This window comes from Hyphomicrobium facile (genome assembly GCF_900116175.1).
GTDB lineage: Bacteria > Pseudomonadota > Alphaproteobacteria > Rhizobiales > Hyphomicrobiaceae > Hyphomicrobium_B > Hyphomicrobium_B facile.
This window is the reverse complement of sequence record NZ_FPCH01000003.1, coordinates 30571-56393: the sequence shown is the minus strand read 5'-3', so window position 1 is coordinate 56393 and position 25823 is coordinate 30571. Positions and strand designations below refer to the sequence as shown.

Sequence of the window (25823 nt, the reverse complement as noted above, 5' to 3'; positions counted from 1 at the left end):
GGACGAGAGCGCGCGCGCAACTACTCGTGCTTTGCCTTCCAGCTCTGGATTGCAGCCAGCGTATTTTTTACATGGTCTGATGGATCGAGCGATGTGTACTCATACGAGATCCGCCCATCCGGCGTGACGACGTACGATGTGCGGTTTGCGTACGGCAAGATGCCCATCATCACGGAATCGTAGGCCGTCATGATCCGCTGATCCTTATCAGCCGCGACCGGAAACTTGCTACGGCATTCCGATGTCGAAAACTTATTGAGCGTCGCGATGTCGTCGTTGCTGACGCCAATGACCGACGCGCCGAGGGCGTTGAATTTCACCATCGCCTCCGCGAATTCGTGCGCTTCGATGGTGCAGCCCGACGTGAAGGCCTGGGGATAGAAATAGACGACCACCGGTCCCTTTTTCAGCGCCTCGGCAAGCGAGAACGTGAATTCCTTGCCGCCTTGTGAGGCATGCGCTTTGAACATCGGCGCCTTATCGCCAGGCTTCAGCGCCGCCGAAGCCGGTTCGGTGCCGCAAGCGAAGAGCATGGCAACGACCAAGATATATCGGGTCAGCATGTTGGTTCCCCCTTTTGGCGGACCTTAGTTGAACTTGAATTTTATACCGCCGTAAGCAGTGATTGGCGGAGCCGGTACAATCGTGCGCGGATTCGTAAATGTTATGCTGCCGAGCGCCGCGCCGCTATCGTTGGTTTCCTCAACATCGAAAAAGGTTCCGTAAGCTCCGTAGTGCCGGTCAAAGAGATTGTCCACGAGCCCGTAGATCTGAATGTTGTTGGTCACATCGTAGGAGGTATGCAGGTTGACCTTTGCATAACCGCCAAGCGGCTCATTCTGATTGGATGCATCGCCAAAGAAGATCTGGTTGCTCGCAGCGATCAAATCAGCTCCCGCTCTCCAGCGTGGCGTCAAGCCATAGTCGAAACCAGCTTTGAACTTGTGGGCCGGCACGCCCGGAATGCGATCTCCGGGATGGACGAAGATATTTCCATCCGCATCGGCGGCAGGGTTGAAGGGTGAGGGAAGGGTTAGATCGTTCTGAAATGTAGCGTCGACAAAATTGTATCCCATATAGGTGAAAAGCCGTCCCGACCAATAGTTCACCTGTGCCTCGAGGCCCTGCCGCAGCGTTTCCCCGGCGTTGGCGAACGAACTGCGGCCGATGATGGATGATGCGACCTCGGTGATGTCGTCATTGTTCGTTGTGCGGAAATAGCCCAGACTCCAGCTCACCTTTTCGTGCGTCAGAATATTTGTGTTCTCGCCTCTGAAGCCCGCCTCCCACGTATTCGAGACGACCTGCTTCAACGGCGGATCCGAAGTCAAGAAGCTCGGCAGAAGACAGGGTTGGTTGGGATCTGCACAGGCGAGTTCTGCTGGAACCGGAGCGCGATTGGCTTCCGAATAGCCGGCGTAAACCGAAATCCCGTCGAAGAGCTTATATGTGCCACCCGCCACCGGATTGAAGTGCGTATAGGTGGGCGAACTGTTGAGGGCCGGGGCCAAACCGGTTTCATCATGGATCCGGAGGTCGGCGATATTAAATCGGCCGCCGACCGTTAGAGCCAATCGGTCCGTCGCGTCGAAGGTGTCGAGGAAGAAAATGCCGTAGTACGTGTTGGTCGTCGAAATATTGACGGGCCGAATGTCGGATAACGCGGTCGTTCCATTCGGGGTGCATCCGTCGGCCGGGTCTCCAGATGCTGTGAGATCGCATCCCTGCGCGAAAGGTCCGACAAATCCGCCGCCGCCGCTCACGATGAAATTCGGTTGGAAAAAGCCAAGCTCAGCGGAGGATCGAAACGAAACGTTGCCGTGATCGATGCTCGCTCCCACCAAGAATTGGTTGTGGCGATCAAAGAGTCTTTCCTTGTCCACCGCCTGAAGCGAAACGCCGAAGCTGTTTGCATCGATGGAAGTCCGGTCAATTTCGCCGAGACCCGTGAGGTCATTCGGCAATAGGATTGTATTGCCGTTGGTATCGCTCAGCAGGATGTTGGTGCCATCGAGGTTCTGAAAGCATGCGCCGGTCTGTGTGCTGGACGGCAAGATGGGACAAGGGCTCGCATTGGAAATGTTTCCGTCCACATGCTGCTGATTGAAGTGGCGATAGTAGGCGACGCCGGCGAGGTCCCAGGTGTCCGAAGCTTTCACCTTACCGTTGACGGACACCATCTCCATTTGGTTGGTTGTCGATTGCGGGGATGTAAAGATCTTGCTCCAGCGTTCATCCAACAACTCGATAGGCGACGCAGCAGCCGCGCCAAAGGTATTGTCGGCGCCGGTAAAGTTGATATGAAACTCGGAGCCATCGCCTCTCACTCCGAGATCGGCATACATCCGGCGAATATCCGACGTTCCGAAATCGCGGTATCCATCGTCGTGAATATCTTCGAGCGCGATGTAGGTCGCCCAGTTGCCAAATCGCATGCCGTCCTGAATGGAGCCCTGCGCCCGGCCGAAGGATCCGAAGCGCGCATCCGTCTCCAAACCCTGATAGGTGAATCCGTCTTTCATATCGATCGTCAGCGCGCCGCCGATTGCATTCAAACCGTAGACCGGGTTGCCGCTCAGGATCGCCATGTGGTTGATGGCGACGGCCGGAAGAAAGTCGTAATTGACCGTATCTCCGAAGGCTTCGTTGATGCGGACGCCATTCTGGTAGACGGCAAGTCCTTGCGGCACGCCATCAACTGGCGATGAAGTGAAGCCTCGGTAGTCGACGTTGTTCTGGAAGACGTTTCCTTGGACGTCACTGAGGATCACGCCGGGCACATAGTGCGCAAGGGCGTCTGGCACATAATCCGCCTTAAGCCGTGCGATCTCGCCCGCGGAAATGGTGCTGACGCTACCAGGCACTTTCTCGATCGGAATTTCGCTACCGCTGATCGGGGACATCTTGACGGTGCTCGGACCCGGAGCAACCTCATACGTCACGCCCTGCGATACGCCTTCAGTATCGGATTCGACAGCCGGTGGCGGCGCGACTGCCGGTGGGACAGCCGCCGGTGGCGCAACGGCAGCCGCGGCTGCAACCGGAGCCGGCTTTTTAACGGGCGGTTTGCTCACTTGCTCAACCGGGCTCGGCTTCGCCTTCTTTGGCGCTTTGGTCACGTGTTTGGATGGGCCCGGCTTCGGCTTCTTTTGCTGGATGACTTGGACTTCAGGAAGATTAGTGCTCGGCGTTGCGGCGCCCCCGGAAGGCGCCGGCGTGGATGGCGCGGATGTGGATGGAGCTGGCGTGGATGTCGAAGGTGCCGGCGCAGATGTCGGCGGCGCTGCCCCTCCCGCATCTTGCGCTATCGCCGGCCCCGTGATTTCCGCCGTCGCGCATAACGCGACTGCAGTCGCCAAAGCGAAAGCGGGATGCTTCATGCCGTCCCCCATACCGTCTGCTTTCATGTTCTTCCGAATAGGAGAACATCGCGCAGAAGCGCCTACCGATTCTGCTCTTTGCCTTCCCCAGTTTGTGGCAAACGAGAATCGACAATTCAGCTAGATCAGTTTGGCAAACACGACGAACCTGATGGCAGTGGAAATTTTTCCCGATTTCCGTTCGGGACAGATGCGGTTGCGGGGGAGCAACTGAATGCTCAGCGTAATGATTTGTTCGCATCTCGGTCGGATGCATATCCGATGCTGTATCGATTGCATTGCGCATCCTGAACGCGTTCCGATCCGCCGACATCGGACCTGACGCTCGGGTCGCCATTTGCGACATCGCTAATGACGCCGAGAAATCGAAGCACCTGCGCGTGTCGCATCACGATGCAAGTAAATTTGGTAAATCTTTTAGCTTCGGCCCAGAGTTCAGCTCAGAGAGAGATTGGCGATGTAAGCACCGGGACAATTTCAGATGCGCTCTGAAGAACCGCGATCTGCTCGTCATGCATTCACGATCTGGAGCAACGATATCGGCTCCGAAACGAACGAGGGGAGGGAACCGGCCTCTGATGTGCAAGTTGGATTGCGCGGCAGCCGCAGCCAGGTAGTGGTTCGAACATTGGCGAGGTGAGTGATGGTTTGCAGAGGCTTCCGAGTCCGGTGTCTCGACGCGCCTTGCCATCCGAACAAATCGCATTGATGCACGTAGGAGGTTTCCTATGATTGGCAATCGTATGAGCAACATCGCTTTGTTGGCTGCTTCCGCAATTATCTGTTCGGCTCCGCCCGCAACTGCAGCCCGGTACGATGGATATTGGAACATGGTCGCCGAGACGACCAACGGCCATTGCGGCTACATCGAGATTGGGCTTGAGATAACCGGCGGCCGAATTTACTCGACGAGTGGATCTTTCGCTTTCTACCCAATTCAATTGGGCGGCCGCGTTTCGGGCTCCGGGCAAGCCCGTATGAATGCAGTGGCTGGCCCGCGCATCGCCTATGGAACCGGACGGTTCGGCGAATTTAGCGCCGGCGGCACTTGGAGGGGCAGCGGTCCCTCGGGTCTGTGCTCCGGCGTTTGGAGCGCCGAGCGATCCTAATGCAGCGCGCCATTGCCGACTGTCGTAACCCGATCGGAAGTGTCGCGCGAGCGTGCGCGCGAAAATGAGCGCACCGACTCCGGGACCGGCCCGCCGGCTGAAGCCGAAAGGCTCTTCGCGATCGCATCGTAATGATAGTGCATCGCCGTTTTCACCGCGTAGGTGAAGAGTAACTGCGGCTCGAACTTGCGGGCTCGAAAGGCGCGGAGAAGCTGCGCACGGTAGCGGTGTGCCAAGCCTCTGTCTTCGACCCGAAGAACGAGACGGGTCGCGAGTACAAGGAACATCACATAGTTCTCAAAGCAGCTTTTTGCCCAGGCTAGCCGATGGTTCCGCCAGTACGGGAGTCGGTGCGCGGCGAACTTGAAGCCACCGTCGACGAATAGGGCATCAAGACGCTGGAAGTAGGCATCCGCGGAATAGGAATTTTCCGTCACTCTGGTCAAACCGTCTCGCAACATGCCTGGCGACATGCCGAGCGGAATGACGTTCGTGCCAAAATTCTCGCTGCCTGCCGCGTCATTCAATCGGCCCTCGGCTTTCAGGCGATCGAAGAGCGGCGTAGTCGGTATAGCGTGCAGCAAGCCGATAAGGGCGTTCGCGATCCTCGCTTCGGCCAGAAATCCCGGAAGAACATCGAAAGCCGCCGGCTTGTCGTTGTCGAATCCGACGATCATCCCGCACCAGACGTCAATCCCGCTGTCTTGAATGCGTTTGACGCGTTCAACGAGCGTGCCCGCTCTTTCACGCACGTTCTGAAGTTTCTTCGTTTCTCTGAGGGACGCCTCGTCCGGACTTTCAATGCCGATGAACACGCTTTGAAAGCCGGCCTTCCCCATCAGGCTCATCAGCTCGTCGTCTTCCGCAAGATCCAACGATGCCTCGGTGAAGAGGGTGAGCGCGTAGGCATGGTCTTCCTGCCATTTTGCGATCTCGCGTAACGTCGGCTTGATGGCCTTCTTATTGCCGATCAAGTTGTCGTCGACGACGAAGACGATTCTAATGCCTTCGCGATAGTAGGCGTCGAGTTCCGCCAGCACTTGCTGAGTGGATTTTAAACGCGGCTTTCGCCCGAAAGTGACGATGATGTCGCAAAACTCGCAGGTGAACGGACACCCACGTGAGATCTGCATGCTCCCGAACATGTAACGTTGTGATTTGAGGAGATCGAGCCGCGGCGGTGGCAAGGTCGTCATGTCGGTCTTGTCGTGTTGCTCGTAACGGCAAGCGTGCCGGCCTGCTTCCCACTCATTGATGAACTGCGGCCACGTTAAGTCAGCTTCGCCGACGAAGATGACATCCGCAAGATCCTCGAGTTCTTCCGGTTCGACAGTGGCCATCGGTCCGCCGACGACAGTGAAGGCACCGCGAGCCCGAACCTCCTTTAGAATTTCCCGCATTCGTGTTCCCTGGACAGTCATGCCCGTGACGCACACCATGTCGGCCCGTCCGAGACGAGCGAAGTCGATGTCTTCGATGTTCTCGTCGACAATGGTCACGTCATGGTGCTTTGGGACGAGAGCCGCGAGCAACGGCAGGCAGGCGACAGGGAGATTGGCTCGCTTGCCAAGAAGTCCCATACATCTTTCCATGCCCCAGAAAGATGTGTTGAAGCGCGGATTGACGATTACAATATCAGCCATCGCTCACCCTCAACTATAAAATCGCCGAGACTTAGTCTTTCGCTTCAAACGAGATCTTATCAAGGCCGCTGGGCGACCGTTATTTTGTCTTCTTCACATCGCGGTTGGTGAAGCGCGCATTGCCGAGGCCCGTTCCGATCGTCAGAACCGCCCAACTCTTGCGATCTTGCATATGGGGTAATTCGCTCAACCCCTGAACGACGGCATCGTTATGCATGACGATCATCGCTTCAGATCCGCCGATCTCTCCAATCTTTTCCTTAATGCCACCAGGAAGATGGAAGCTGCTGCTTTCCCAATTGCCGGGAAGATTCTGGCCGCCGCGATCAATAGAGCCATCCTCACGGATGATCCCCGGACAGCCAATCCCGATAACGGGCGCCAACGCGAGCTTCTCTTTGCCGTTCCAGCGAATTTGGTCTTCGAGCATCTTCACCAGTCGGGCGACCGCGCCCGACCGGTCAGTCTCGTCCTTCGCATGGCACCAGATCTCTGAGTTCGCTACTTTGCTTTTGATGAGGTCCCGCGATTTCCCGATGTTCAATTCCACCGTGCCGACGCGTATGTTGGTGCCGCCGATATCAACGGCGAGCATCGTATCGTGTCCCTTGAGCATCCAGGGCGGTAGCAAGTGGGCGGCGCCGATAAGACCGGCGTCGTCAGGGTCGTTGTGTATCATTTCGAGGTCGACCTTGATTTTCTCGGCCTTGAGAATGAGCCCTGTCCGGCCCGCCACAAGTTCTCCCAGTCTACTGCCGCGAAACCCGCCACCAATGACGATTGCTTCGGTATCTCGCCATTCCTTGGTCCGCAAAAAGCGCCGGATGACATGGGCGAATTGCTGAGAAAATTCTTCGACCGCACTTTGTACGACGCCGGCAGCTTCCGGATCACCCTTTTCCAATTCGTCGACCAGCTGCTTCTTCGACAGGTCTTCCGTGGCCGTCTTTCCAAACGGGTCTTCGCCAGCCTTCCGCAGCGCCTTACGCCATTTCTCGACGATGTCCCAAAATGCGCCCTTGCTCGCTTTGTCGCCGATGAACCCGTCGTCGTCGCGCACCTCGATATTGTAACTATCGACCGTCACGCTGGGCAAAGTAGCGGCCCCATGCGTGGGCAGTTCTAACGACGGGGATGGCTTGTCCATGACTGTCACTGCCGCCTGCTTTCCAAGTTGTCGCGTGAATGGATGTTTTGGCTCGTGCCCGCATAGGCGACGCTGCCATCCTCGCTATATGGCCGGGATTGCAACGCACATCCCTGGCAATCGGTTGCGCGGCTGAGCGAATCCGTTGCACGCCGGCGATTGACTAGTGAAAGACTGTGCGAGCGAGCATCAGCATCGCTCATGAGCGGCCCGGAGACCGGCATACGGACAAGGTTCGCTTTGACCGCCGGAGCTCGGGAAGAGTCCGTACCCAAAAGCGCTATAAATCCTGCCGACGGGGAGCGCTCACGCCGGCAGGTTCGCGGCCACCTTTGTATGGCGTTTCTACGCCATGATCAGCCTGAGAGTTTGGCCGCGAGAACATCCACCTGCTCGATTTTTGGTGCGACCGCGAGGAGCTCGTCAACTTTGGACATGAGCGCGGCAGCAATCGGACCGTTGAGGTGAGCTTGGCGGCCTTCTTCCGTCTCAAACGCGTCGAATATTCCAAATGTGCTTGGACCGAAACGCAGTGCAAACCAGACCGGCGTGTCCGGCTCGTTGACGGCGAGCGGAAGCGCACTCTCCAAAAACTGCTGAAGAGCAGTCTCTTTTCCGGGCTTTGCTTCGAGACGAACGTAGAGTGCAAGCTTGGCCATTGGGTCTTTCCTCCTGTTGCGACTGGGCGCTCGAGCCGCGAGGGCGGATACGCCAGTCGTGGCGCGTTGCTTCGTCAGCGGCGTTCGCTGATCGTCATGCAATACGAGGCGGAACCGCTGGGTTCCGCCTCGCTGATTTAGAAGTGTTGAAGCGCTAGACTTAGACCGTTTCCGGGACCTTCGTGACGTCCGAGAACTTTGACGCGATCGTTTTGCTGGCAACGCTCTCTTTGCCAACATAAGCAGTCCGGTACTGAGCAGCCGGATGCGTGCTCTCGACGTTGCCATCCTTCGTGCCGATGAGCTTTTCGCGCATCGTGCCTTCCTTGTACGACGTTTGCACGCGGCCGCGCTTGCGCAGTTCGGGCACAACAAAGTCGATGAAGTCGGTCGTCGTTCCGGGCGTCACCGCATAGGCGAGGTTGAAGCCATCGACTCCGCCTTCGTCGACCCAACGCTCCAGTTCGTCCGCAACCTTTTGCGGTCCACCAACGAGCACAGGTCCGAGGCCGCCGATGCAGCGGTTCTTGATGACGTCCCGAACCGTCCACGCCTTGTCGCTGCCGCTCGTGAGCGACTCGAGTGTCGTGCGAAGGCTGTCGTTGTCCATAGCCTTGAGTGGCTCGTCCGGATCAAGCTTGGAGAAGTCCATGCCCGTCCAGCCGCCAAAGAGCGCGAGCATGCCCTCCGGGCTCGCGTACGAAAGATATTCCTCGTACTTCCGCTGAGCAGCTTCGTCTGTCGGACCGGTGATGACGGTCAACAGCATGAAGATCTTCACTGAGTCGCGAGAACGGCCCTGTGCTTCGGTTTGATTGCGGATGTCGTCCGTCATCTTTCGCGCCTGCTGGACGTTCGTCGTCAGGATGAACATGCCCTCGGCATGCTTGGACGCGAATTGGCGGCCGCGGCCCGATGCGCCAGCCTGGAAAATCACCGGAGTGCGCTGCGGAGACGGTTCGCACAAGTGGAAGCCGGGGACCTTGAAGTATTTTCCTTGGTGCTGAATCGGATGGACCTTGCTGCCATCCGTAAAGACTCCCGTTTCCTTGTTGCGCTGAACGGCGCCGTCTTCCCACGAGCCTTCCCAGAGCTTGTACATCACCTCGAGGTATTCTTCGGCGATGTCGTAGCGCTCGTCGTGAGCGATTTGCTTATCCATACCGATATTGAGGGCGGCGCTGTTCAAATAAGAAGACACCACGTTCCAAGCGATGCGGCCCTTGGTCAGATGATCCAAGGTCGAAAGCCTGCGTGCGAGAAGGTACGGCGGTTCGAACGTCACGGCTGCAGTAACGCCGAAGCCGACGTGGCTGGTAACCGCCGCCATTGCCGAGATCGCAGCGAACGGGTCGTTGACAGGAACCTGAGCGGCATCCTTGAGGGCCATTTCCGCCGAGTTGCGATAGACGTCATAGACACCGACGACGTCAGCGATAAACAGAGTGTCGAAGCATCCTCGTTCAAGCTCCCGCGCCATGTTCGTCCAGTAATCAAGATCATTGTATTTCGAAGCTTGACTGGATGGGTGACGCCACGTGCCCGCCGATTGGTGGCTAACGCACGTCATATCGAAAGCGTTGAGGATGATCCTCGGTTTCATTGCGTTTCCTCGTTCGTATTTTTCACGGTTACAATCACTTCTCGTCGGGCTCGCCGGTTTTAAAGCGGACATTTTTCAGGTTTATCTTTCCCGCTCTCCGATAGGGTCCCGGCCGTGAATTGCGGTGCGAATGCAATTCGTGAGCCTCGACATCGCTGATCAATCAGAACCTTCCTGAGAAACCTGGGCGCAGGCTTTCCTGTTGCTTCGTAAGTTTTTTGAAGCCGCGAGTTACCTTGACCGCGCGTTCCAAAAAGCAAACCAACGAAGCCCCCGATACCAATTGTTCGTTACGTACCTATCGGTCACTTGGGAGTGTACCGACCGGTCCACATAATCGGATTTTGCGGGGAAACGCAAGCGCAACTCGTTATTCCAATCAATTGCCGATCTCATTGTCTCAGCGCGGCTAAAAAATTCCGATGCGTGATGAAGGCGCAATCTTTGCCCGCCGCGCCGCCGTAATGGGCTGACAATGATCAGGATTCCCCGATCAAGCGAATGGGTCGAGCGCCGTCTCCCACACACCCGTTCAAAACTGTACCTATCGGTCGGTTTTCAATTTAGTTGTACCATTCGGTCGGTCTGTTTAGGTTCTGCGCTGTCGATTCGAATGGGGGAAGTGATGAAAATTCAGAAGAAGACACGAAAAGCGGCTCTTTTCGCGCCGGCTTTTTTGGGTCTCATTGGTGTTTCGGGGGCGTCGGCTGCAGATCTTGGCGGCAATTGCTGTGCCGATCTCGAAGAGCGCATTGCCGAGCTCGAGGCGTCCGCGGCTGTTAAAGGCAACAGAAAAGTTTCGCTGACGGTGTCAGGCTGGGTTGCTGAGCAAGTCGTTTACTGGGACGACGGCGTTGAATCCAACACGTACGTCTCCGGGCTTGGAACCGCATTCGCGAGCAACGTGAATTTCACGGGAACGGCTAAGATCAACAAGGATTGGTCGGCCGGCTACGTACTGCATCTCGAAGCTATCGATAGCGACGTTTACACGACAAACCAGAACACGCCTGTAGGTCCTGCTGCGTTGACCGGCACTAAGAACAGCGTGCAGGTGCTCTATTCATACTGGTTCCTGAAGAGCGAGCAGCTCGGCAAGTTCAGCGTCGGCAAGGTTTCACCGGCTGACGACAACGCGATCGTATCGCTCGATAGCTCGGGAACGCTGGCGGCGGCTTATTGGGTCGCCTATGACGTGTTTGGCTTCAACGTTCGCGGCAACTTTGCTCCGGGTCAATCGATGATCTGGGGTAACGCATCTTCGTGCCGGGGATACGGCGGCGGTCCGGGCGATTGCGATGGCCTTCCACGGAATGCGGTCAGGTACGATACGCCCGCGTATAAAGGTTTCTCTGCCACCGCGTCGTGGGGTGAAGATGACGATTGGGCGCTTGCGGGTTGGTACGCAAATACCCTCGGCAATTTCAAGATTGCGGGCGCTTTGACATATGCTGAGACAACGGACTCGAACCTCGGCGCGCCGCCCGACGGAAAGTTGAAGTACACGCAGGCTGGCCTCTACGTTCAGCATCTTCCCTCGGGCTGGTTTGGTACAGCGGGCTGGGGGCATCTGACTGAGCAGGGCGGGCTGGTCGATAATCCGGCGACAGATACTTGGTATATGAAGAGTGGTGTCCGTCTGAAGCTCAATCCGCTCGGGGCGACGATTCCCTATGGCGAATACCTCGGAGCCAACAACAGCGCGATGATCGTCAGTGATGGCGGTTCGCCCGGCGACGCTTCCGACGATACATCCCAGGTCATCAAGGGGTCATCGACACGCTTCTGGGGCTTCGGCGCAGTTCAGGAAATAGATGCCGCCGCTATGTCGGTTTGGCTTCGCTATAGAAACCACGAAGTGGATGTTCCCGGTGTCAACACGAAAGACATGTCCACGATCGTGTTTGGCAGCATGATAAATTTCTAGCTTCTTCGTGTCCTGCTTCCTCCACTTAGCCCGGAGCTCCAAAAGCTTCGGGCTTTTTTGTGTCCGCGGGCACTTAATTCGTGACCGCATTCGCCGCTCGGGTTGCCCGAAAAAAATTTCCACGCAGAGATTGATGCCCTTCTTTCATGCGCGTTGATGGATTTGAGCTCGGGACTTGAGGCGCGTTAATTTTAAAGCGAGCAAAGTATGCGGACGAACTTGCAGCTCATCGCTGATCCCACTTGCGTGTTTTGAATTTTTACATAATGATGGACCGATCGATACAAACAGGTGGTCCGGTCAATGGACCCTAAAAAAAAATATCTAGGGAAACGCCTGATGTTGACCATTGTGGGGATCAACGGCAGTCCGACGCGCCAATCTAAGACTGGCATCTTGATTGACGCCGTGGCTGATGCCGTCGCGACGGCGCTGCCAACGGACAGCTATAAAATAGCCCTATCCGACGTTGGCCATGAGGTCATGTGCGGACTGACGCGCCCTGACGTCTCCGTCAAAGGCGAAGAACTCCTCCAGCTCGTTGAGCGTGCTGACCTGCTGATCATCGGGACGCCGGTGTATCGAGCAGCCTACACGGGATTGCTCAAGCACTTCTTTGATCTTGTGGATCGGGACGCCATGCGTAACCGCAAGGCGATCCTGTGTGCAACTGGCGGTACACCAATGCACGCCCTAGTGATCGAGCATCAGATGCGGCCCCTCATGGGCTTTTTTGCAATCCAGACCGTGACGACCGGTCTCTACGGCCTCAGCGATGATTTCGCAAGTGGCGCGGTTTCAAGCCCCGCCCTTAGAGAGCGCATCGAAAGAGCGGCAGATGAAGCCGTCGGCCTGCTTGTGCCTTCACGTGTGCCCGTTCGTCAGTTGGTCGAATAGCCTGCCCCAGCAATTCCCTCCTTCGTTGAACCGTATGCTCTGTAAAAATCGGGAACGCTCCCGCTAAGGCATCGAAAGGCAGCAGTCATGGGCGCCAAGAACGCTAGTCCTATGAAGTTTGCGCATTGGGTTTCCAGTGCCAGCGGTGGCCTTGTTGTCAGCAAGGTCCCGCAGCGCACCGACTGGGGTCTCGAATACAACATTAGACTCGCCAAGATCGCGGAAGAAGTTGGCTTCGAGTATGCCCTTACGCAGATCCGCTTCATGGGAAGCTACGGCGCTGAATATCAACATGACGCGCTGATATTTTCGACAGCGCTGCTCGCTCATACCGAAACGCTCAACATCATTACCGGCATACTTCCGGGAATGTTTCATCCCGGTGTCGTCGCCAAGCATGGCGCTACCGCCGATCAAATCTTCAATGGCCGCTGGGCGATCAACGTTGTCAGCGGTTGGTGTCGAGCCGAATACGATGCTCTTGGCGTGCCGTGGGTCGAGCACGATGAGCGTTACGTCCGTTCGCAGGAATTCATCGAGATTCTTCGCGGGGCGTGGACCGAGGACGATTTCAGTTACGCCGGCAAGTATTGGAAGATCGACGGCTACACACTGAAGCCGAAGCCGCTCGTCATTCCCGGTCGTCCGACGCCGGAGATTTTCCAAGGCGGAAATTCGCTCGCGGCCCAAAGAATGGCGGCGTCGGTTTCGGATTGGTATTGCATGAATGGCAATACACCCGAGGGCTTCAAAGAGCAGATCAATTACGTCACGAAGCTTGCAACGGCAAAAGGCCGGACAGTCAAATTCGTTGCCAATGCCTTCGTGATTGCTCGCGAGACGGAAGCGGAAGCTCAGGCAGAACTCGAGCGTATCGTGCGCGGCGCCGATACGGAGGCCGTCGAGAATTTCCGCATAGCGGTCAAGGAGGCCGGGCAGGCGAGCAAGGAAGGCAAGGGGATGTGGGTGAAGTCCACGAGCCGCGATCTGATCCAATACAACGATGGCTTCAACACGAACTTGGTCGGAACGCCCGAGCAGATCGCGCTCCGCATATACGAACTCCGCAAAATCGGCGTGGACATGGTTCTTTGCGGGTTCTTGCACTTCCATGAGGAGACGCGCTTTTTCGGTGAGCGGGTCATTCCGCTCGTCCGCGAACTCGAGCGCGCCGCCCCGATGAAAAGGCAAGCGATCGCATAACACTAAAAAAGGCGAAGGGGGGATGGCTCGGTAACAGAGCGGTCCTTCCGCGAAGAAACGAGAGTTTAGACGCTGGCTAAACCGGTTTCTAAGCGATCCGGGGAAGGAAGCGAAGTTATGAACTTCATGTTCACGAACCACGACGCTGAAGAGATAAGCCCTGCGGAAGACATCATTGAAGAAGCGAGGGCTGGGCGCTGCTTCATTCTCGTCGACGACGAAGGTCGCGAGAACGAAGGCGATATAGTCATTCCAGCGCAATTCGCGACCGCCGATGCCATAAACTTCATGGCCCGGCACGCACGTGGGCTGATCTGTCTCGCACTAACGCCTCAGCGTGTTGCGCACCTGAAACTCAGTGCCATGGCGCAATCGGTGCAAACAGGGTTGCAGACCGCCTTCACTCTTTCGATCGAAGCCAAGACCGGAGTGACGACAGGAATTTCCGCCGCCGACCGGGCGCGAACCATCGCAGTCGCAATCAATCCGGAATGCACGTCGAACGATATCGTCACTCCGGGCCATATTTTCCCGTTGATTTCACGGGAAGGCGGTACGCTCGTTCGCGCGGGGCATACCGAGGCTGCTGTTGATGTGGCGAGGATCGCGGGCCTCAATCCATCAGGCGTCATCTGCGAAATCATGAACGATGACGGCACGATGGCGCGCCTGCCGGATCTGCTGAAATTCGCGAGTGCGCATCGCATCAAGCTCGGAACGATTGCTGATCTGATCGCCTACCGGCTTCGCCATGAGCGGCTTGTCACGCGTGTTGCGACGTCTGCGATTCATCACCCGAGCTTCGGTGAATGGCAGTTGGCCATTTACCAGGACACAGTCGACGGCTCCGAGCACGCGGTGTTGATCAAGGGAAATATCACGAAGCCTGGCGCAATCCCAGTTTGCCTGCACAGGTCGGATCTTGTGAGCGACGTGATCCTCTCTCGCGAGGGAGAAGGCTTGAATAGCGCCATGTTCAAGATCATGCGGCGGGGACGGGGCGTCATCGTTCTTTTGAACGATGGCCGCCGCGGCGCGCTTTCCGAGCGCATTCGCAACAGCAGCCCCCATTCCCGGCCGGGCCCGCAACTTCGCGAGTACGGCGTCGGTGCGCAAATCCTCGTCGATCTTGGGATCAAAGACATGATCCTGCTGTCGAGCCGCGATCAGACACTCGTCGGCATCGAAGGTTATGGGCTGACGATTGTCGGGAAAGAGCAGTTGTGAAGTTGCGAAGGCGCGAGCCGGTGGGGCCGCGACCTTCATTGCCTGAAATGAGGAGAGACTGACTTATGCAGATGGGGTCTATTCGGAGCGCGATCAACAGCATCGGTGCTGCGTTGGGGGGGAAGCCCTCGACTGTCGATGCCAATGCCTTTCGAACAGTCATGCGCCAGCTCGCCGGTTGCGTGACCGTGATCACAACGGAAGAGAACGGCACGCTCTACGGATTTACCGCGACCGCGGTCTGCAGTGTTTGCGCCGAGCCGCCGACCATCCTCATCGCCGTAAACAAGACGGCGCGGACTCATCCGCATATCGATAGAAAAGGCGCATTTGCAGTCAATATCCTGGCTGATGGCCAAAAGAACATCGCTGAACATTTCGCCACGAAGGGCGAAAATCAATTCGCGTCCGTCGAGCATCGCTTGAGCGAAAGAGGCGTGCCCCTCATCAAGGGCGCCGCAGCCCAGCTCGAATGTGAAATTCAACAGAGAATTCCGATCGGCACGCACACTGTATTTGTCGGTCAGGTCATCGGAACGGATGTCGAGACCCTCGCGCCGCTGGTCTATCACGACGCCCGCTACGGGATGATTTCGCATATTTGACGGTTGCGGCGGCCGGGTAAATTCATTCGGCCGCGAATAGCCGGCGGACGCAGCCCGCAAGTGGGAAGCGAGAGCACGCGATGAGCCTCAATGCCTTGAGTGCAGAAGGCGACGTGCGATCTGCGGAGCTTAAATCCGCAGGTGCATCGTCGTGGTCGTTGGACAAATTGCAAGATGTGCCGGAGCATCTGCGTGGCGCCTACGTCGTCGTCGGCAATTTCGACGGTGTCCATAGAGGCCACCGTGAAATCATAAAACGTGCGTCGAAGATGGCGCGGGTCGACGGACGCCGTGTGGTGGCGATCACGTTCGATCCGCATCCTCGTGTCGTTCTGGCGCCGCACGAGCCATTCGTCCAACTGACGGGCCCCGCCGAGAAAGCCCGTTTGCTGAAGGAAGCGGGTGTCGATGATGTCATCACTCTCAAGTTCGATGCCGGAATGGCGTCGCTGCAACCGGAAGCGTTCGTCCAGCAAGTGCTGACGCGAGGTTTCGAGCCCGAGCGGATCATCGCCAGCAGAAATTTTCGCTTCGGTAAAAAGCGCATAGGAGGTGTAACCCAACTTGCCGAACTGGGTCCTTGCGCCGGCATGACTGTTGAGGTGATCCCCCCGCTGGTCCTGATGGAGAGCGACGAGACCATTACGTCGACGGCGGTAAGGTCAAGGCTGGCTCTGGGTGACGTCAAGGCGGCCAACAATCTTCTGGGTCGCAGATGGACGATGGAAGGCATCGTCGTCCACGGCGACAAGCGTGGTCGTCAGCTCGGCTTTCCGACAGCCAATCTCGATCCGTTCCACGATGCGCGCATCGGCTTCGGCATCTACGCCGTCCGGGTTCTGATCGATGGGAAAATCGCGAACGGGGTAGCGTGCTACGGAACGCGGCCTCAGTTTGACGATGGAGCGCCGCGCCTCGAGGTCCACATTCTCGATTTCAGCGGCGATATATACGGAGCGCAATTGCTCGTCGAGTTCGTGGCGTTTCAGAGATCCGAACGAACCTTCGTCAATGTCTCTGCCCTGACGAAGCAGATCGATGCCGACTGCCTGTCCGCCCGGCGCCTGCTGAGCAGCGACTTTCAAGAACCCGCGATAGAGAGTGTGCTCGACCGCCGTGCGTGCGCCATTGCGAGCGCTGACGGACACTGAGTCCTGAACGGCAATTTACGGCGCATAACGTTTTAGCAAAGAGCGAAACGGCAGTCTTTCTCTGCCTCGTCAGGCGGACGTCATCTTTTAATCAACGGTCCTGCATTTGAGCTTGCATTGTACCGACTGATACATACATTGAGCGCCCAGGTCGTATATTTCAGGAGGCGGGGGTGTCGCTAAATCGAAACACCGAAGCTACGGCAGGTCCATCGGGTGACGATTGTCCCTGCAAGGACGGGATGAAGCCGCATCTCGAGCTTGATCGGCGCAAGCTGATATTTTCCGCCGCCGCGGCGACCGCTGCCGCGCCATTGGCAGCTGCGCCGGCGCTCGCCGAGAAGAAGACGGCACCTCCTGGTGCGGTCCTTTACGACGTTCCCGACGATCCTACGAAAGAGATGGGTCGCGGTGTGCACGAAGATAACGGCTACGGCACACGCTCCCAATTCGAAACCGAGGTGCGTGTCAAAGCCGATCGTCCGCTGGATGCCACTTCGTGGACATATACGCCGCTCGCCGCAACGATCGGAAATCTTACGCCCTCCGGGCTGCACTTCGAGCGCCATCACGGCGGCATTCCAACCATAGATCCAGCGCGCCACGAGCTCTACGTTCACGGTCTTGTCGATATCGCGAAGAAATTCACGATCGCCGAGATCAAGAGTTTGCCGTCCGTTACGCGGCGATGCTTTATCGAGTGCTCCGGCAATACGTTGGACGAGTGGTCGAAGCCGACAGGAAAAAACGTCCAAGTTACGCACGGATTATTGAGCACGACCGAGTGGACGGGCGTTCCGTTTGCGACGTTGGCTCGTCACGTGGGCTTGCAGGAGAATGCGGCCTGGGTCTTGGCCGAAGGCGCCGACGCCGCGGTGATGACCCGCAGCATTCCGATCGGCAAGCTGATGTCGGATGCGCTCATAGCTTACGGACAGAACGGCGAAGCGCTTCGGCCCGAGCAGGGCTACCCGCTCCGCCTCATATTGCCAGGCTTCGAAGGCAATACGCAGATCAAGTGGCTGCGTCGCCTGCAAGTGAGCGACCGCCCGTTCATGACGCATGAGGAAACGGCCGCCTATACCGATCTCTTGAAGGACGGGCGCGCGAAACTGTTCACTCTCGAGATGGATGCAAAGTCCGTCATCACGTTTCCGTCCGGCGAAATGATGCTGCCGAAGCCCGGTCATTATCTGATCAAGGGTTTCGCATGGTCTGGACGCGGCCGCGTTTATGCGGTCGACGTGTCACTCGACGGCGGCAAGACGTGGGCGCCGGCCAGGCTCGACAATGTGCCGGAGCCCATGAGTACGGTACGCTTCAGCTACCCTTGGCACTGGGATGGCAAGCCGGCCATTTTACAAAGCCGGTGTATCGACGAAGCCGGCAACGTTCAGCCGACGCGCTCGGAGCTTATCAGCGTGCGAGGCGTGAACTCCGTCTACCACTACAACGCCATTCAGAGCTGGGCCGTCGCTTCAGACGGTAGTGTGTCCAATGTCCACGTTTAGAGGCCTTTGCACGGCAATACTCTTCTGCTTGTGGCCCGCGTTGTCCCACGCCGGCAATACCGACGCGAGTGTCGGCACGCCGGTCTCGTCAGAGGAACTGGCAAAGTTCTTTGCCATTCAGCCTGACGGCGCAACTCTGCCCCCTGGACAAGGCACGGCCGCTGCTGGCCGTGAAATCTATGCGCAACGGTGCGCTCATTGTCATGGTGAGCATCTCGAGGGGATAAAAGAAGCTGGCGGCCCCGTGCTCGCAGGCGGACGGGGAAGCTTGGCCACGGACAGGCCCCTCAAATCTGTCGAGAGTTACTGGCCCCATGCCAGTACGCTGTTCGACTATATCTGGCGCACCATGCCGTTCGACCAACCGGGCTCCCTCACGCCCGACGAGGTGTACGCGCTGTCGGCCTACATCCTGTCAGTCGGGAAGATCATCGATGACAAGCAGGTCTTGGACGCCAAGACGCTTCGGAAAGTCGTCATGCCAAACGCCAAAGGCTTCTTCGACGGATCTGGCCCCGAGCTCGATATGTATCGGATCAACCAGTCGGCGTCGCCGGCGAAGTGAAATCGCAGCCTCAAGCGTGCCGCGTCTCCAGGAGGCGAAACAACAATGCGGATAAGCGCCTTAAAAGCCGTCGAACCGGGCGTCCTACGCGTCGTTGCCACTGTGTTACCAATAGAATTGGAGGGCGAGGAGGTTCTCCTTGATGCTTACGCGTATCAAGGCGACGACGCCGCCGAACAGCTCGTCGTTCTGGTTCATCGTACCGCCGAAGCGTCAGAAGCAACCATCCCTCTGGTGCGCATCCATTCGGGTTGCGTAACGGGGGATATTTTTCATTCGCTGCGCTGTGATTGCCACCAGCAACTGCAGATGGCTTTGCGGGCCATTTGTGCAGCGCCGTTCGGAGCACTTGCGTACGCGCCCTACCAGGAAGGGCGCGGTATTGGATTGTTCAAGAAGCTGCAGGCCTACGCGCTTCAAGATCAAGGGATCGACACGATCGACGCCAATATCGAGATTGGCGCTCCAGTCGACGCTCGCGATTATACATTGGCAGGCCGAGCACTGTTGGAGCTCGGCATGAATACGGTTCGATTGTTGTCGAACAACCCGCTCAAGCAGCAGGCGCTACGGGCTCTCGGCATTTCTGTCATCGAACGCGTGCCGCTGGTCGTCGATCCGAACCCGCACAACCGTCGTTACCTTGAAACAAAGCGGTTGCGTATGGCGCACGACTGCTGACGCGCAGCTCCTTGTATGCCGGCCCTCTGTGGCTCATTGAGCTGCGCCGTCAATTCCTGTGAGGCAGTGTCGACTAAATAAGAGCTGTCGCCGCTGAGCCAGAGCGGCGGCCCCCTTCAAGGAGCTTGCCGCCCTTTGGATTCTGCGATCGACAACGCCATGTCTGCGAACACGTCGGCGATCTCGCGTGATGATTTTCGGCCTGAGGGCTTCAGCCAAAGGAAACTGTAGAAGTACATCCCTAGGATGCCCTTTATCGCAACCGTTGGCAGAGAACGGAAAAGTCCTTTCTTCTCTCCCTCCCGGAACGTCGTCGTCCAGATGTCCTGATACGCTTGATGGAGTTCGGATACGATCCGATGCCGTTGACCGGTGAGGCAATCGGCTTCACGGAAGCAGACTGTCATTTCCGGCAGGTTGGCGAAGATAGTGTGCATCAGATTGCGGCTAAGGATATAAATCCGCTTTCTTGGATCGGGCTCGGAGGCAAGCGAGTCTCTACCCGCAACAACCAGATCTTCGATATATCGAACCGCGATGTTGAACAGCAAATCTTCCTTGCTGCTTATATGATAATAAAGCGCGCCCCTGCCTAATCCGACCGCTTCCCCGATTTCTGCGACACCCACGGCGCGATAGCCTCGCGTCGCAAACAAGTCCGCCGCAATCTTCTGAATTCGCTCGTATTGCTGACCCCCGGCGACGGTCGGCTTTCCATTTCGCATATTTCTATCGCTATCCGCAGACCAATGTGTGTGTGGACTAGTCGGTACACTAGTGCTAAGGTCAAGGTCTGATGATTGTCGCTTTCGTCCCGCCCGGGTCGGCGATTTCAAATCTGAGCGTGACAAGAAGGCCTCCAAAACTGTTCGTCGGCTTAATCCAAATGACCGTCGTACTTTACGATAACAGCATACAATTGGGAACTTGGCGACGCCCGAAATGACGCTGCTTTTGAGTCAACCACACTCCGTCGCCCTAGCGACAGCATCGCATTTTTTTTGCGAGTGCGAAAAAGAAAAATCCGAGAAAATCAGCATACAGGCTAGTTGCGATATCGGACAGGCCACGCCCCAAATATCGAGCTCTTCGCTTCGGGTTTTCCAAATCATTTTTGGAGACCAAATTCATTCGCGAAATCTCGCAGGTTCCATAGACCGGTTGTGCGGCCGCTTGTGGCGGCTTGCCAAGCGCGGAGTTTGGCCGTGCATCCTCAGAACTGCGGGCGCCACAGCCTGTGTTTCGTTGAAATCCGTGCTGCCGCTCGAACTCTCGAGTGGGCGCGGTGCGCATGCAAGTTCAGTCGCGCAGAATAAAAACAAGCCCAAAAGGAACTAGCGCAATGGGGACATCCGCCACGAGTGTTTGGGAAGACACGCTGAACGGAAAACCGACCGTCGGGTCGCGGGCGCGACGCTCGCGCCGGACCTCGCAAGAGGACATCACGCGTTTTTCTGAAATGACGGGTGACTACAATCCATTGCACTACGACCAGAAACTCGCGGAGGCATCTGCCTTCGGTCGCGTAATCGTCCAAGGGGGTGTCACCTCAGGTCTTCTCAATGCGATCGTCGCTGAAGACCTTCCAGGGCCTGGCACTGTTTTTCTTGGCGTGAACTGGCGGTTCGTTCGCGCTGTCGGCGTGGATGAGATGATCACGGCGGAGGTCGAGGTCACATCCGTGCGTGATGACAAACCCATCTGCGAGCTGATCACGACGATCTATGGCGAAGACGGGAGCGTATGCCTTTCAGGCTCGGCGGTCGTTTATGTGTCGCCGTTGCGCAGACATATGACCGCCAAGCAGGTTGCGGTGGAGTAGAGGGAAACTCATGACGGTGACTTCGCATTCGAGCCAGCGCGCGCTCGACGAATCGCGCTGGAAAATGCTCGCGATTCTGAGCTTAGCAATCGTGCTTTCGATGACGACATGGTTTTCCGCGACTGCGATCGTGTCCGAACTTCGCGCGGTCTGGTCGCTTGATGCCGGTGCCGCTGCGTGGCTGACGAATGCCGTGCAAATTGGATTCGTCGTTGGAGCGCTCGGCGCAAGCTTTTTCAATCTTCCCGACGTCGTTTCCGCGCGCACCCTGATGTCGGCTTCTGCAGCGCTCGCTGCGGCGGCGAATCTCGCGCTGCTCGCCGCTCCGAACGCCGAGGTTGCGATTGCATTGCGCTTCATAACGGGAATGGCGCTCGCGGGAGTTTATCCGCCGGCCCTGAAACTCATCTCGACCTGGTTTGTCCGAGGGCGGGGCTTGGCCCTTGGTTGTGTGATCGCGGCGTTGACGCTTGGCTCGGCCTTTCCGCATCTCTTGCGCGCGATAACGACGGATTTGAATTGGAAATTGGTCGTCAGCGCGACGTCGATCATGACGGTCGGCGGCGCACTGCTGATGGCGCGGTACGCCGTCGAGGGACCCAACCCGTTTGCGCGCGCGACATTCGACCCTCGCCAGATCGGACGGGTCCTGCGCGACAAACCGGTGATGCTCGCCAACATTGGCTACTTCGGCCACATGTGGGAGCTGTACGCAATGTGGGGATGGTTCTTGGCCTTCGCCCAGGCGGCATTGCAGGAACGAGGATTGAGCACGTCCAGCGCTTCCCTGATTACGTTCGCGGTGATCGGATCGGGCATCATCGGGTGCGTTGTCGGTGGCGCCATGGCCGATCGAATCGGGCGCACGGCAACGACATCGATCATGATGGCGTTGTCCGGACTCTGCGCGCTGCTCATCGGCTTCTCATTCGATGCGCCGCTTTGGGTTTTCCTGCTCATCTCGGTGGTATGGGGAGTGACTGTGATCGGCGATTCCGCGCAGTTCTCCGCGATCGTAACGGAGGTCGGGGAGTCATCGTTCGTGGGTACGGCGCTGGCACTGCAGCTAGGTCTAGGCTTCGCGCTGACCGTTATTGCAATCCGTGTCGTGCCGATGCTCGCCGACTATTTGGGCGGATGGCAATGGGCCTTCCTCGTGCTTGTACCCGGGCCCGTGATCGGCACGATAGCGATGTTTCGTCTGAGACATCTGCCCGAGGCCGTAAAGATCGGCCACGGGTTGAGATAGCCACCTCGTGCCCACCCGATGATGCGGCGTCAAACGCTATCCGCGTTTGACGCCCGCCTCGCATTTGAGCGGAAACTCTTTGGCAGCCACTTCGGAGAGTGCTGGAGAATGATCGTCGCGCCAACCGAAAGGAAAAGAAGTCCTATACCCGTCAGCATCGCGAACGCGTTGGTCGAGAAGCGCCCATAGTACCAGCCGAGTGCAAAGACCAGCGGCAACAAGAACACGACGGATTGGCCGCTGAGTGTAGGCGGAAGATATTTCTGCGCCCGATTCCAAGAACTCAGGGAAAGCAGCGAAGCGCCGATAGCCAGAAACAATCCCCATCCCAGCAATGGTAATGTGGATGGTCCTAGAGGTTGCGAATAAAGTGTGAATTCCTCGCTCATCGGCGACGCTGGAAGAATGGCGAGAAGCGGCGGCAACGCGATCGCGCCGCCAATGAGCGTCAGTAACGTCCAATCTTCGACGGATACTGCGGAAAAGCGAATAAGGGCGCGCTTATTGAGCACCTGATAAGCGCTCCACATCGCGAGCGCGACCAATGCCGCGGCCAGACCGATGAGTCCCTTCATTCCCTTATCGGTGAATGAAAAGGCTCCCGCTTGAACTTGGCCCCAGACGATCGTCGCGACGCCCGCGCCCCCCAGAAGCGCTGGCCATGCCACCACATGCCATTTGAATTCGCGATACAGCGCATTGTTCACAAGCAGCGTCACGACGGAAATCATCGCGATGATCGCAACAGTGATGACCTCGGACGTATATTTGATCGCCGTGGCGAGAAAAAAATAATAGCCGGTAAATCCCAAAAAACCGAGAGCCGATGCTAAAAGCCATTCGCCCCGCGTTCGCTCGTTGAAAATCCGTCGCAAGCCCCCGCGTGCGAGCAGGATGAGCATCGCGATCAACGTTGAAAACGAAAATCTAACGATGGCCAAGTCGGCCGTGCCGTAGGGCGCGACGAAGTCTGTTCTGACGTACAGCGACGACCAGAACATGCAGGCGATGAACGCATAAAGCAGCCCCCATCGAAGTCGTGATGCGTTGCCCAAAATCCCACCTGGCACTCGGCCAAATTCAAATCGCTTGATTTCTGTACGGAGCTGTATCAGTATGTACCGGTCGATACAAACAAAATGACAATAGTAATCGACGAGGGGAAGCCCGATGAAAGACCGATTGCCGTGTGCCGACGGTCGCGAGTGAACGCGAAGCGATGTCCTCTATCAGTTGGCAACCTCGTCGTGGGCTTCGTCCACGCGACGCCAATCGCTCGCAACGCTCTTCTTCCTAAAGACGATCGGCACAAGCGATGAGGTGAGCGGTCTCGCTCGCTGCACTCCCTCAAATAAGAAGTCCGCTTGTTGTTGGCATTGCCAACGGCAGGAAACAAAAAAGGAGGAAATGCGTGTCAGCTACTACAATGTCGGCCGCCGTTGCACCTTATCGACCGAGCGAGGCCGTACGCGGCTTCGTCTGGATCTACGGTCTGTCGATCGTCTCATGCTATCTGGTCAACCTCTGGGTCACGGCAAACCCCATCGGCCCGTGGCGCGGAGATGATATCGCAAAGTCGTTCTGGCTTGATAACGTCAGCTGGCAGATTTTCTCTGCCTGGTGGGCCTGTTTCTTCGTCGTTTGCAACTTTTGGCCGTTCAACTCCATCCAGGACAAGACGGTCCGAGGCGCAGCACTCGTCATCGCCTCATGGGTTCTCGGATGGTGGAGTGCGAAGCTCATCTTTTTGATCGGGCCCGGCGCAGACGGCATTTTCCCGCTCGTCGGAACGACGTGGTTCCTTCTCGCCTTCTTCTGCTTTGCGGGTGGAAATTTCCTCGTCGCGAAGCTGCCGCCCCACCGCCAGGCGCTCATTCATCTGCTGCTTTTCGCCGGTCTTACCTACCTGATCACGCACTCCGCGGTGAAGTGGATTCCCGCATGGTGGTTTCCCTTCCTGCTTGTCGGACTGGGAACGGGTACGCTGACATTCCTCACGCGCGGCCTGCCTCAGCCCGGACGTGCGGTCGTGATAATGGCAATTCTATTCGCGACGGCCTGTCTATCGTTCCAGATTTCTGCGGCTGCCGGACTCTGGGATTTTGATAAATCGCCGATTTCGCCGTTTTGGAGCATGGGGCACTTCACGGACGACAGCTTCTGGCTGCTCTGCTTCATGACGGCGACATCGATCAACTACGCGATGCCGATCATCACACACAACTGGCCCTTCTCGAAGATACCGATGCCGTGGGGCGGCATACTCGCGTGCGCGACATATCTCGTGATCGACGTAATCGTCGCGAGCTTGCTGACCAAACTCATCGGGCCAGTATTTTCAAGCATGGAGGAGCTTCTCACGTACGCCTACATGGGCGTGAACTGGTCGCTCGTTATTCCGCTCGTATTCGGAATTGGACTCCAGCAACCGTATCTGTGGGCGGGACAAAAGACGCCCGGCGAATGGGATGACGTTGCTTGAGCTTCTTCCACTCAAGCTGCGATTGGGCGCCCGGCGATTGCCACCGCCGGGCGCCTCTTTTCTGAACGCGGTCATCCCGCGCATTAGTTCGCCAGTTGATCACGCAAAATCGGTCGAGAGAGTCGTTTCCTGCCAGGAGGCGATTTCCGACTTCATGCTCTCGATCTTGTCGCCGACGAGTTTTAGTGCGTCGCCCCCAAGGAAAAGGCGTGTCGGAGGATTCTCGGATTCAACGAGGGTAAGCAGCGCTTGCGCTGCTTTGGCCGGATCGCCGGGCTGCTGTCCGCTCTTGGTTTGGCGGGCCGTCCGGATGGGATCCATGATGGCGTCATAGTCGGAGATGGTGCGCGGGGCGCGTTCCATGGATCGTCCTGCCCAATCAGTGCGGAATTGGCCAGGCGCTAGCGCCGTCACGAAGATGCCAAGCGGCCGGAGTTCCTTACCAAGCGCTTCGGAAATGCCCTCAAGGGCGAACTTGCTGCCGCAGTAATAGGCAATGCCAGGCATCGTGATGAAGCCTCCCATCGACGTGACGTTGATGATGCGGCCGGAACGGCGTTCGCGCATTCCGGGGAGGACGGCTTTGATCATAGCCACCGGCGCGAAGACGTTGGTCTCGAACTGCCTGCGAAGGTCGTCAATGGAAGATTCTTCCAGAATGCCCTCCTGACCGTATCCCGCGTTGTTGACCAGCACATCGATGGCCCCGTACTTGCGCGCGATTTCGGATACCGTCGAAGCAACGTCATCGAAGCGCGTGACGTCGAGGATGACCGCGTGCGCTCGCCCCGGAGCCAGAGCCTCGAAGGCCGCCGCCGCTTCCGGTTTGCGCACCGTGCCGATGACTGTGTGATCTGCCCCAAGCGCGCCCTCCGCAAAGGCTTTGCCGAGTCCCGAGCTAACGCCGGTGATGAGAAATGTTTTGTTTTTCATGGGATCGCCTTCCTGCAAATATCATATCA

The 25823-nt window shown here is 57.4% G+C and carries 22 protein-coding genes; 13 read left to right on the top strand and 9 right to left on the bottom strand.

What is annotated here, in order from left to right; genetic code table 11:
* Window positions 1-20: 20 nt before the first annotated feature.
* Window positions 21-563, bottom strand: a complete 543-nt coding sequence (locus BM399_RS13335) for a peroxiredoxin (protein ID WP_092868286.1) — start codon at window positions 561-563, stop codon at window positions 21-23.
* 24 nt (window positions 564-587) lie between these two features.
* Window positions 588-3407, bottom strand: a complete 2820-nt coding sequence (locus BM399_RS13330; protein WP_244531250.1) for a TonB-dependent receptor — start codon at window positions 3405-3407, stop codon at window positions 588-590.
* Window positions 3408-4108: 701 nt separating this feature from the next.
* Here BM399_RS13330 and BM399_RS13325 point away from each other — a divergent pair.
* Window positions 4109-4489, top strand: coding sequence for a hypothetical protein (locus tag BM399_RS13325; protein ID WP_092868285.1), 381 nt, complete (start codon window positions 4109-4111; stop codon window positions 4487-4489).
* Here the strand turns inward: BM399_RS13325 and BM399_RS13320 are convergent.
* The 4 genes from BM399_RS13320 to BM399_RS13305 all read right to left on the bottom strand — a co-directional run bounded on the left by BM399_RS13320 (window position 4486) and on the right by BM399_RS13305 (window position 9541).
* Entirely contained in the window at window positions 4486-6132 is a 1647-nt protein-coding gene (locus BM399_RS13320) for a B12-binding domain-containing radical SAM protein (RefSeq protein WP_092868284.1), read from the bottom strand. The genes BM399_RS13325 and BM399_RS13320 overlap by 4 nt on opposite strands.
* Window positions 6133-6211: 79 nt before the next feature.
* On the bottom strand, window positions 6212-7279 hold the full coding sequence (locus tag BM399_RS13315; protein WP_092868283.1) for an ROK family protein: 1068 nt from the start codon (window positions 7277-7279) through the stop codon (window positions 6212-6214).
* Between the two features lie 356 nt (window positions 7280-7635).
* Entirely contained in the window at window positions 7636-7938 is a 303-nt protein-coding gene (locus BM399_RS13310; RefSeq protein ID WP_092868282.1) for a putative quinol monooxygenase, read from the bottom strand.
* Window positions 7939-8098: 160 nt separating this feature from the next.
* Window positions 8099-9541: an LLM class flavin-dependent oxidoreductase gene (locus BM399_RS13305; RefSeq protein ID WP_092868281.1), complete on the bottom strand. Its 1443-nt coding sequence runs from the start codon at window positions 9539-9541 to the stop codon at window positions 8099-8101.
* A gap of 625 nt (window positions 9542-10166) precedes the next feature.
* Between BM399_RS13305 and BM399_RS13300 the strand changes: the two genes are divergently transcribed.
* The 9 genes from BM399_RS13300 to BM399_RS13260 all read left to right on the top strand — a co-directional run bounded on the left by BM399_RS13300 (window position 10167) and on the right by BM399_RS13260 (window position 19308).
* On the top strand, window positions 10167-11468 hold the full coding sequence (locus tag BM399_RS13300; RefSeq protein ID WP_177228161.1) for a porin: 1302 nt from the start codon (window positions 10167-10169) through the stop codon (window positions 11466-11468).
* A gap of 303 nt (window positions 11469-11771) precedes the next feature.
* Window positions 11772-12365 carry an NAD(P)H-dependent oxidoreductase gene (locus BM399_RS13295; protein ID WP_092868279.1) on the top strand — a complete coding sequence of 198 codons (594 nt, stop codon included), beginning with the start codon at window positions 11772-11774 and terminating at the stop codon, window positions 12363-12365.
* A gap of 111 nt (window positions 12366-12476) precedes the next feature.
* A complete protein-coding gene (sfnG, locus tag BM399_RS13290) occupies window positions 12477-13568 on the top strand; it encodes a dimethylsulfone monooxygenase SfnG (RefSeq protein ID WP_092869084.1) in 1092 nt (363 codons plus the stop codon).
* Window positions 13569-13685: 117 nt separating this feature from the next.
* Complete coding sequence (ribB, locus tag BM399_RS13285; protein ID WP_092868278.1) at window positions 13686-14795, top strand: 3,4-dihydroxy-2-butanone-4-phosphate synthase; 1110 nt, start codon at window positions 13686-13688, stop codon at window positions 14793-14795.
* A gap of 65 nt (window positions 14796-14860) precedes the next feature.
* A complete protein-coding gene (locus BM399_RS13280; protein WP_092868277.1) occupies window positions 14861-15400 on the top strand; it encodes a flavin reductase family protein in 540 nt (179 codons plus the stop codon).
* Window positions 15401-15480: 80 nt separating this feature from the next.
* On the top strand, window positions 15481-16551 hold the full coding sequence (locus tag BM399_RS13275; RefSeq protein WP_092868276.1) for a bifunctional riboflavin kinase/FAD synthetase: 1071 nt from the start codon (window positions 15481-15483) through the stop codon (window positions 16549-16551).
* 242 nt (window positions 16552-16793) lie between these two features.
* The gene (soxC, locus tag BM399_RS13270; RefSeq protein WP_092868275.1) at window positions 16794-18062 is read left to right on the top strand and encodes a sulfite dehydrogenase; all 1269 of its coding nucleotides are present in this window, start codon (window positions 16794-16796) and stop codon (window positions 18060-18062) included.
* On the top strand, window positions 18049-18627 hold the full coding sequence (locus BM399_RS13265) for a c-type cytochrome (protein ID WP_092868274.1): 579 nt from the start codon (window positions 18049-18051) through the stop codon (window positions 18625-18627). Before soxC ends, BM399_RS13265 begins: the two co-directional genes overlap by 14 nt.
* 45 nt (window positions 18628-18672) lie before the next feature.
* The gene (locus BM399_RS13260; protein ID WP_092868273.1) at window positions 18673-19308 is read left to right on the top strand and encodes a GTP cyclohydrolase II; all 636 of its coding nucleotides are present in this window, start codon (window positions 18673-18675) and stop codon (window positions 19306-19308) included.
* A 116-nt stretch (window positions 19309-19424) separates the two neighbouring features.
* Here the strand turns inward: BM399_RS13260 and BM399_RS13255 are convergent, their stop codons facing one another.
* Complete coding sequence (locus BM399_RS13255; protein WP_244531248.1) at window positions 19425-20033, bottom strand: TetR/AcrR family transcriptional regulator; 609 nt, start codon at window positions 20031-20033, stop codon at window positions 19425-19427.
* 617 nt (window positions 20034-20650) lie between these two features.
* Between BM399_RS13255 and BM399_RS13245 the strand changes: the two genes are divergently transcribed.
* Window positions 20651-21130 carry a MaoC family dehydratase gene (locus BM399_RS13245; protein ID WP_092868271.1) on the top strand — a complete coding sequence of 160 codons (480 nt, stop codon included), beginning with the start codon at window positions 20651-20653 and terminating at the stop codon, window positions 21128-21130.
* A 10-nt stretch (window positions 21131-21140) separates the two neighbouring features.
* Window positions 21141-22379, top strand: a complete 1239-nt coding sequence (locus BM399_RS13240; protein WP_092868270.1) for an MFS transporter — start codon at window positions 21141-21143, stop codon at window positions 22377-22379.
* Between the two features lie 29 nt (window positions 22380-22408).
* Here the strand turns inward: BM399_RS13240 and BM399_RS13235 are convergent, their stop codons facing one another.
* Complete coding sequence (locus BM399_RS13235; RefSeq protein WP_143117822.1) at window positions 22409-23449, bottom strand: DMT family transporter; 1041 nt, start codon at window positions 23447-23449, stop codon at window positions 22409-22411.
* Between the two features lie 341 nt (window positions 23450-23790).
* On the opposite strand from BM399_RS13235, the gene BM399_RS13230 reads away from it, so the two are divergent.
* The gene (locus BM399_RS13230) at window positions 23791-24861 is read left to right on the top strand and encodes a hypothetical protein (RefSeq protein ID WP_244531247.1); all 1071 of its coding nucleotides are present in this window, start codon (window positions 23791-23793) and stop codon (window positions 24859-24861) included.
* 99 nt (window positions 24862-24960) lie between these two features.
* On the opposite strand, the gene BM399_RS13225 is transcribed toward BM399_RS13230, so the two are convergent.
* Window positions 24961-25794, bottom strand: a complete 834-nt coding sequence (locus BM399_RS13225) for an oxidoreductase (RefSeq protein ID WP_092868267.1) — start codon at window positions 25792-25794, stop codon at window positions 24961-24963.
* Window positions 25795-25823: the final 29 nt, after the last annotated feature.

Excerpts from the sequence above, each read along its gene's own strand:
- BM399_RS13335 (WP_092868286.1), bottom strand. The coding sequence starts at position 563 with ATGCTGACCCGATATATCTTGGTCGTTGCCATGCTCTTCGCTTGCGGC.
- BM399_RS13330 (WP_244531250.1), bottom strand. The coding sequence starts at position 3,407 with ATGAAAGCAGACGGTATGGGGGACGGCATGAAGCATCCCGCTTTCGCT.
- BM399_RS13325 (WP_092868285.1), top strand. The coding sequence starts at position 4,109 with ATGATTGGCAATCGTATGAGCAACATCGCTTTGTTGGCTGCTTCCGCA.
- BM399_RS13320 (WP_092868284.1), bottom strand. The coding sequence starts at position 6,132 with ATGGCTGATATTGTAATCGTCAATCCGCGCTTCAACACATCTTTCTGG.
- BM399_RS13315 (WP_092868283.1), bottom strand. The coding sequence starts at position 7,279 with ATGGACAAGCCATCCCCGTCGTTAGAACTGCCCACGCATGGGGCCGCT.
- BM399_RS13310 (WP_092868282.1), bottom strand. The coding sequence starts at position 7,938 with ATGGCCAAGCTTGCACTCTACGTTCGTCTCGAAGCAAAGCCCGGAAAA.
- BM399_RS13305 (WP_092868281.1), bottom strand. The coding sequence starts at position 9,541 with ATGAAACCGAGGATCATCCTCAACGCTTTCGATATGACGTGCGTTAGC.
- BM399_RS13300 (WP_177228161.1), top strand. The coding sequence starts at position 10,167 with ATGAAAATTCAGAAGAAGACACGAAAAGCGGCTCTTTTCGCGCCGGCT.
- BM399_RS13295 (WP_092868279.1), top strand. The coding sequence starts at position 11,772 with ATGGACCCTAAAAAAAAATATCTAGGGAAACGCCTGATGTTGACCATT.
- sfnG (WP_092869084.1), top strand. The coding sequence starts at position 12,477 with ATGAAGTTTGCGCATTGGGTTTCCAGTGCCAGCGGTGGCCTTGTTGTC.
- ribB (WP_092868278.1), top strand. The coding sequence starts at position 13,686 with ATGAACTTCATGTTCACGAACCACGACGCTGAAGAGATAAGCCCTGCG.
- BM399_RS13280 (WP_092868277.1), top strand. The coding sequence starts at position 14,861 with ATGCAGATGGGGTCTATTCGGAGCGCGATCAACAGCATCGGTGCTGCG.
- BM399_RS13275 (WP_092868276.1), top strand. The coding sequence starts at position 15,481 with ATGAGCCTCAATGCCTTGAGTGCAGAAGGCGACGTGCGATCTGCGGAG.
- soxC (WP_092868275.1), top strand. The coding sequence starts at position 16,794 with ATGAAGCCGCATCTCGAGCTTGATCGGCGCAAGCTGATATTTTCCGCC.
- BM399_RS13265 (WP_092868274.1), top strand. The coding sequence starts at position 18,049 with ATGTCCACGTTTAGAGGCCTTTGCACGGCAATACTCTTCTGCTTGTGG.
- BM399_RS13260 (WP_092868273.1), top strand. The coding sequence starts at position 18,673 with ATGCGGATAAGCGCCTTAAAAGCCGTCGAACCGGGCGTCCTACGCGTC.
- BM399_RS13255 (WP_244531248.1), bottom strand. The coding sequence starts at position 20,033 with ATGCGAAATGGAAAGCCGACCGTCGCCGGGGGTCAGCAATACGAGCGA.
- BM399_RS13245 (WP_092868271.1), top strand. The coding sequence starts at position 20,651 with ATGGGGACATCCGCCACGAGTGTTTGGGAAGACACGCTGAACGGAAAA.
- BM399_RS13240 (WP_092868270.1), top strand. The coding sequence starts at position 21,141 with ATGACGGTGACTTCGCATTCGAGCCAGCGCGCGCTCGACGAATCGCGC.
- BM399_RS13225 (WP_092868267.1), bottom strand. The coding sequence starts at position 25,794 with ATGAAAAACAAAACATTTCTCATCACCGGCGTTAGCTCGGGACTCGGC.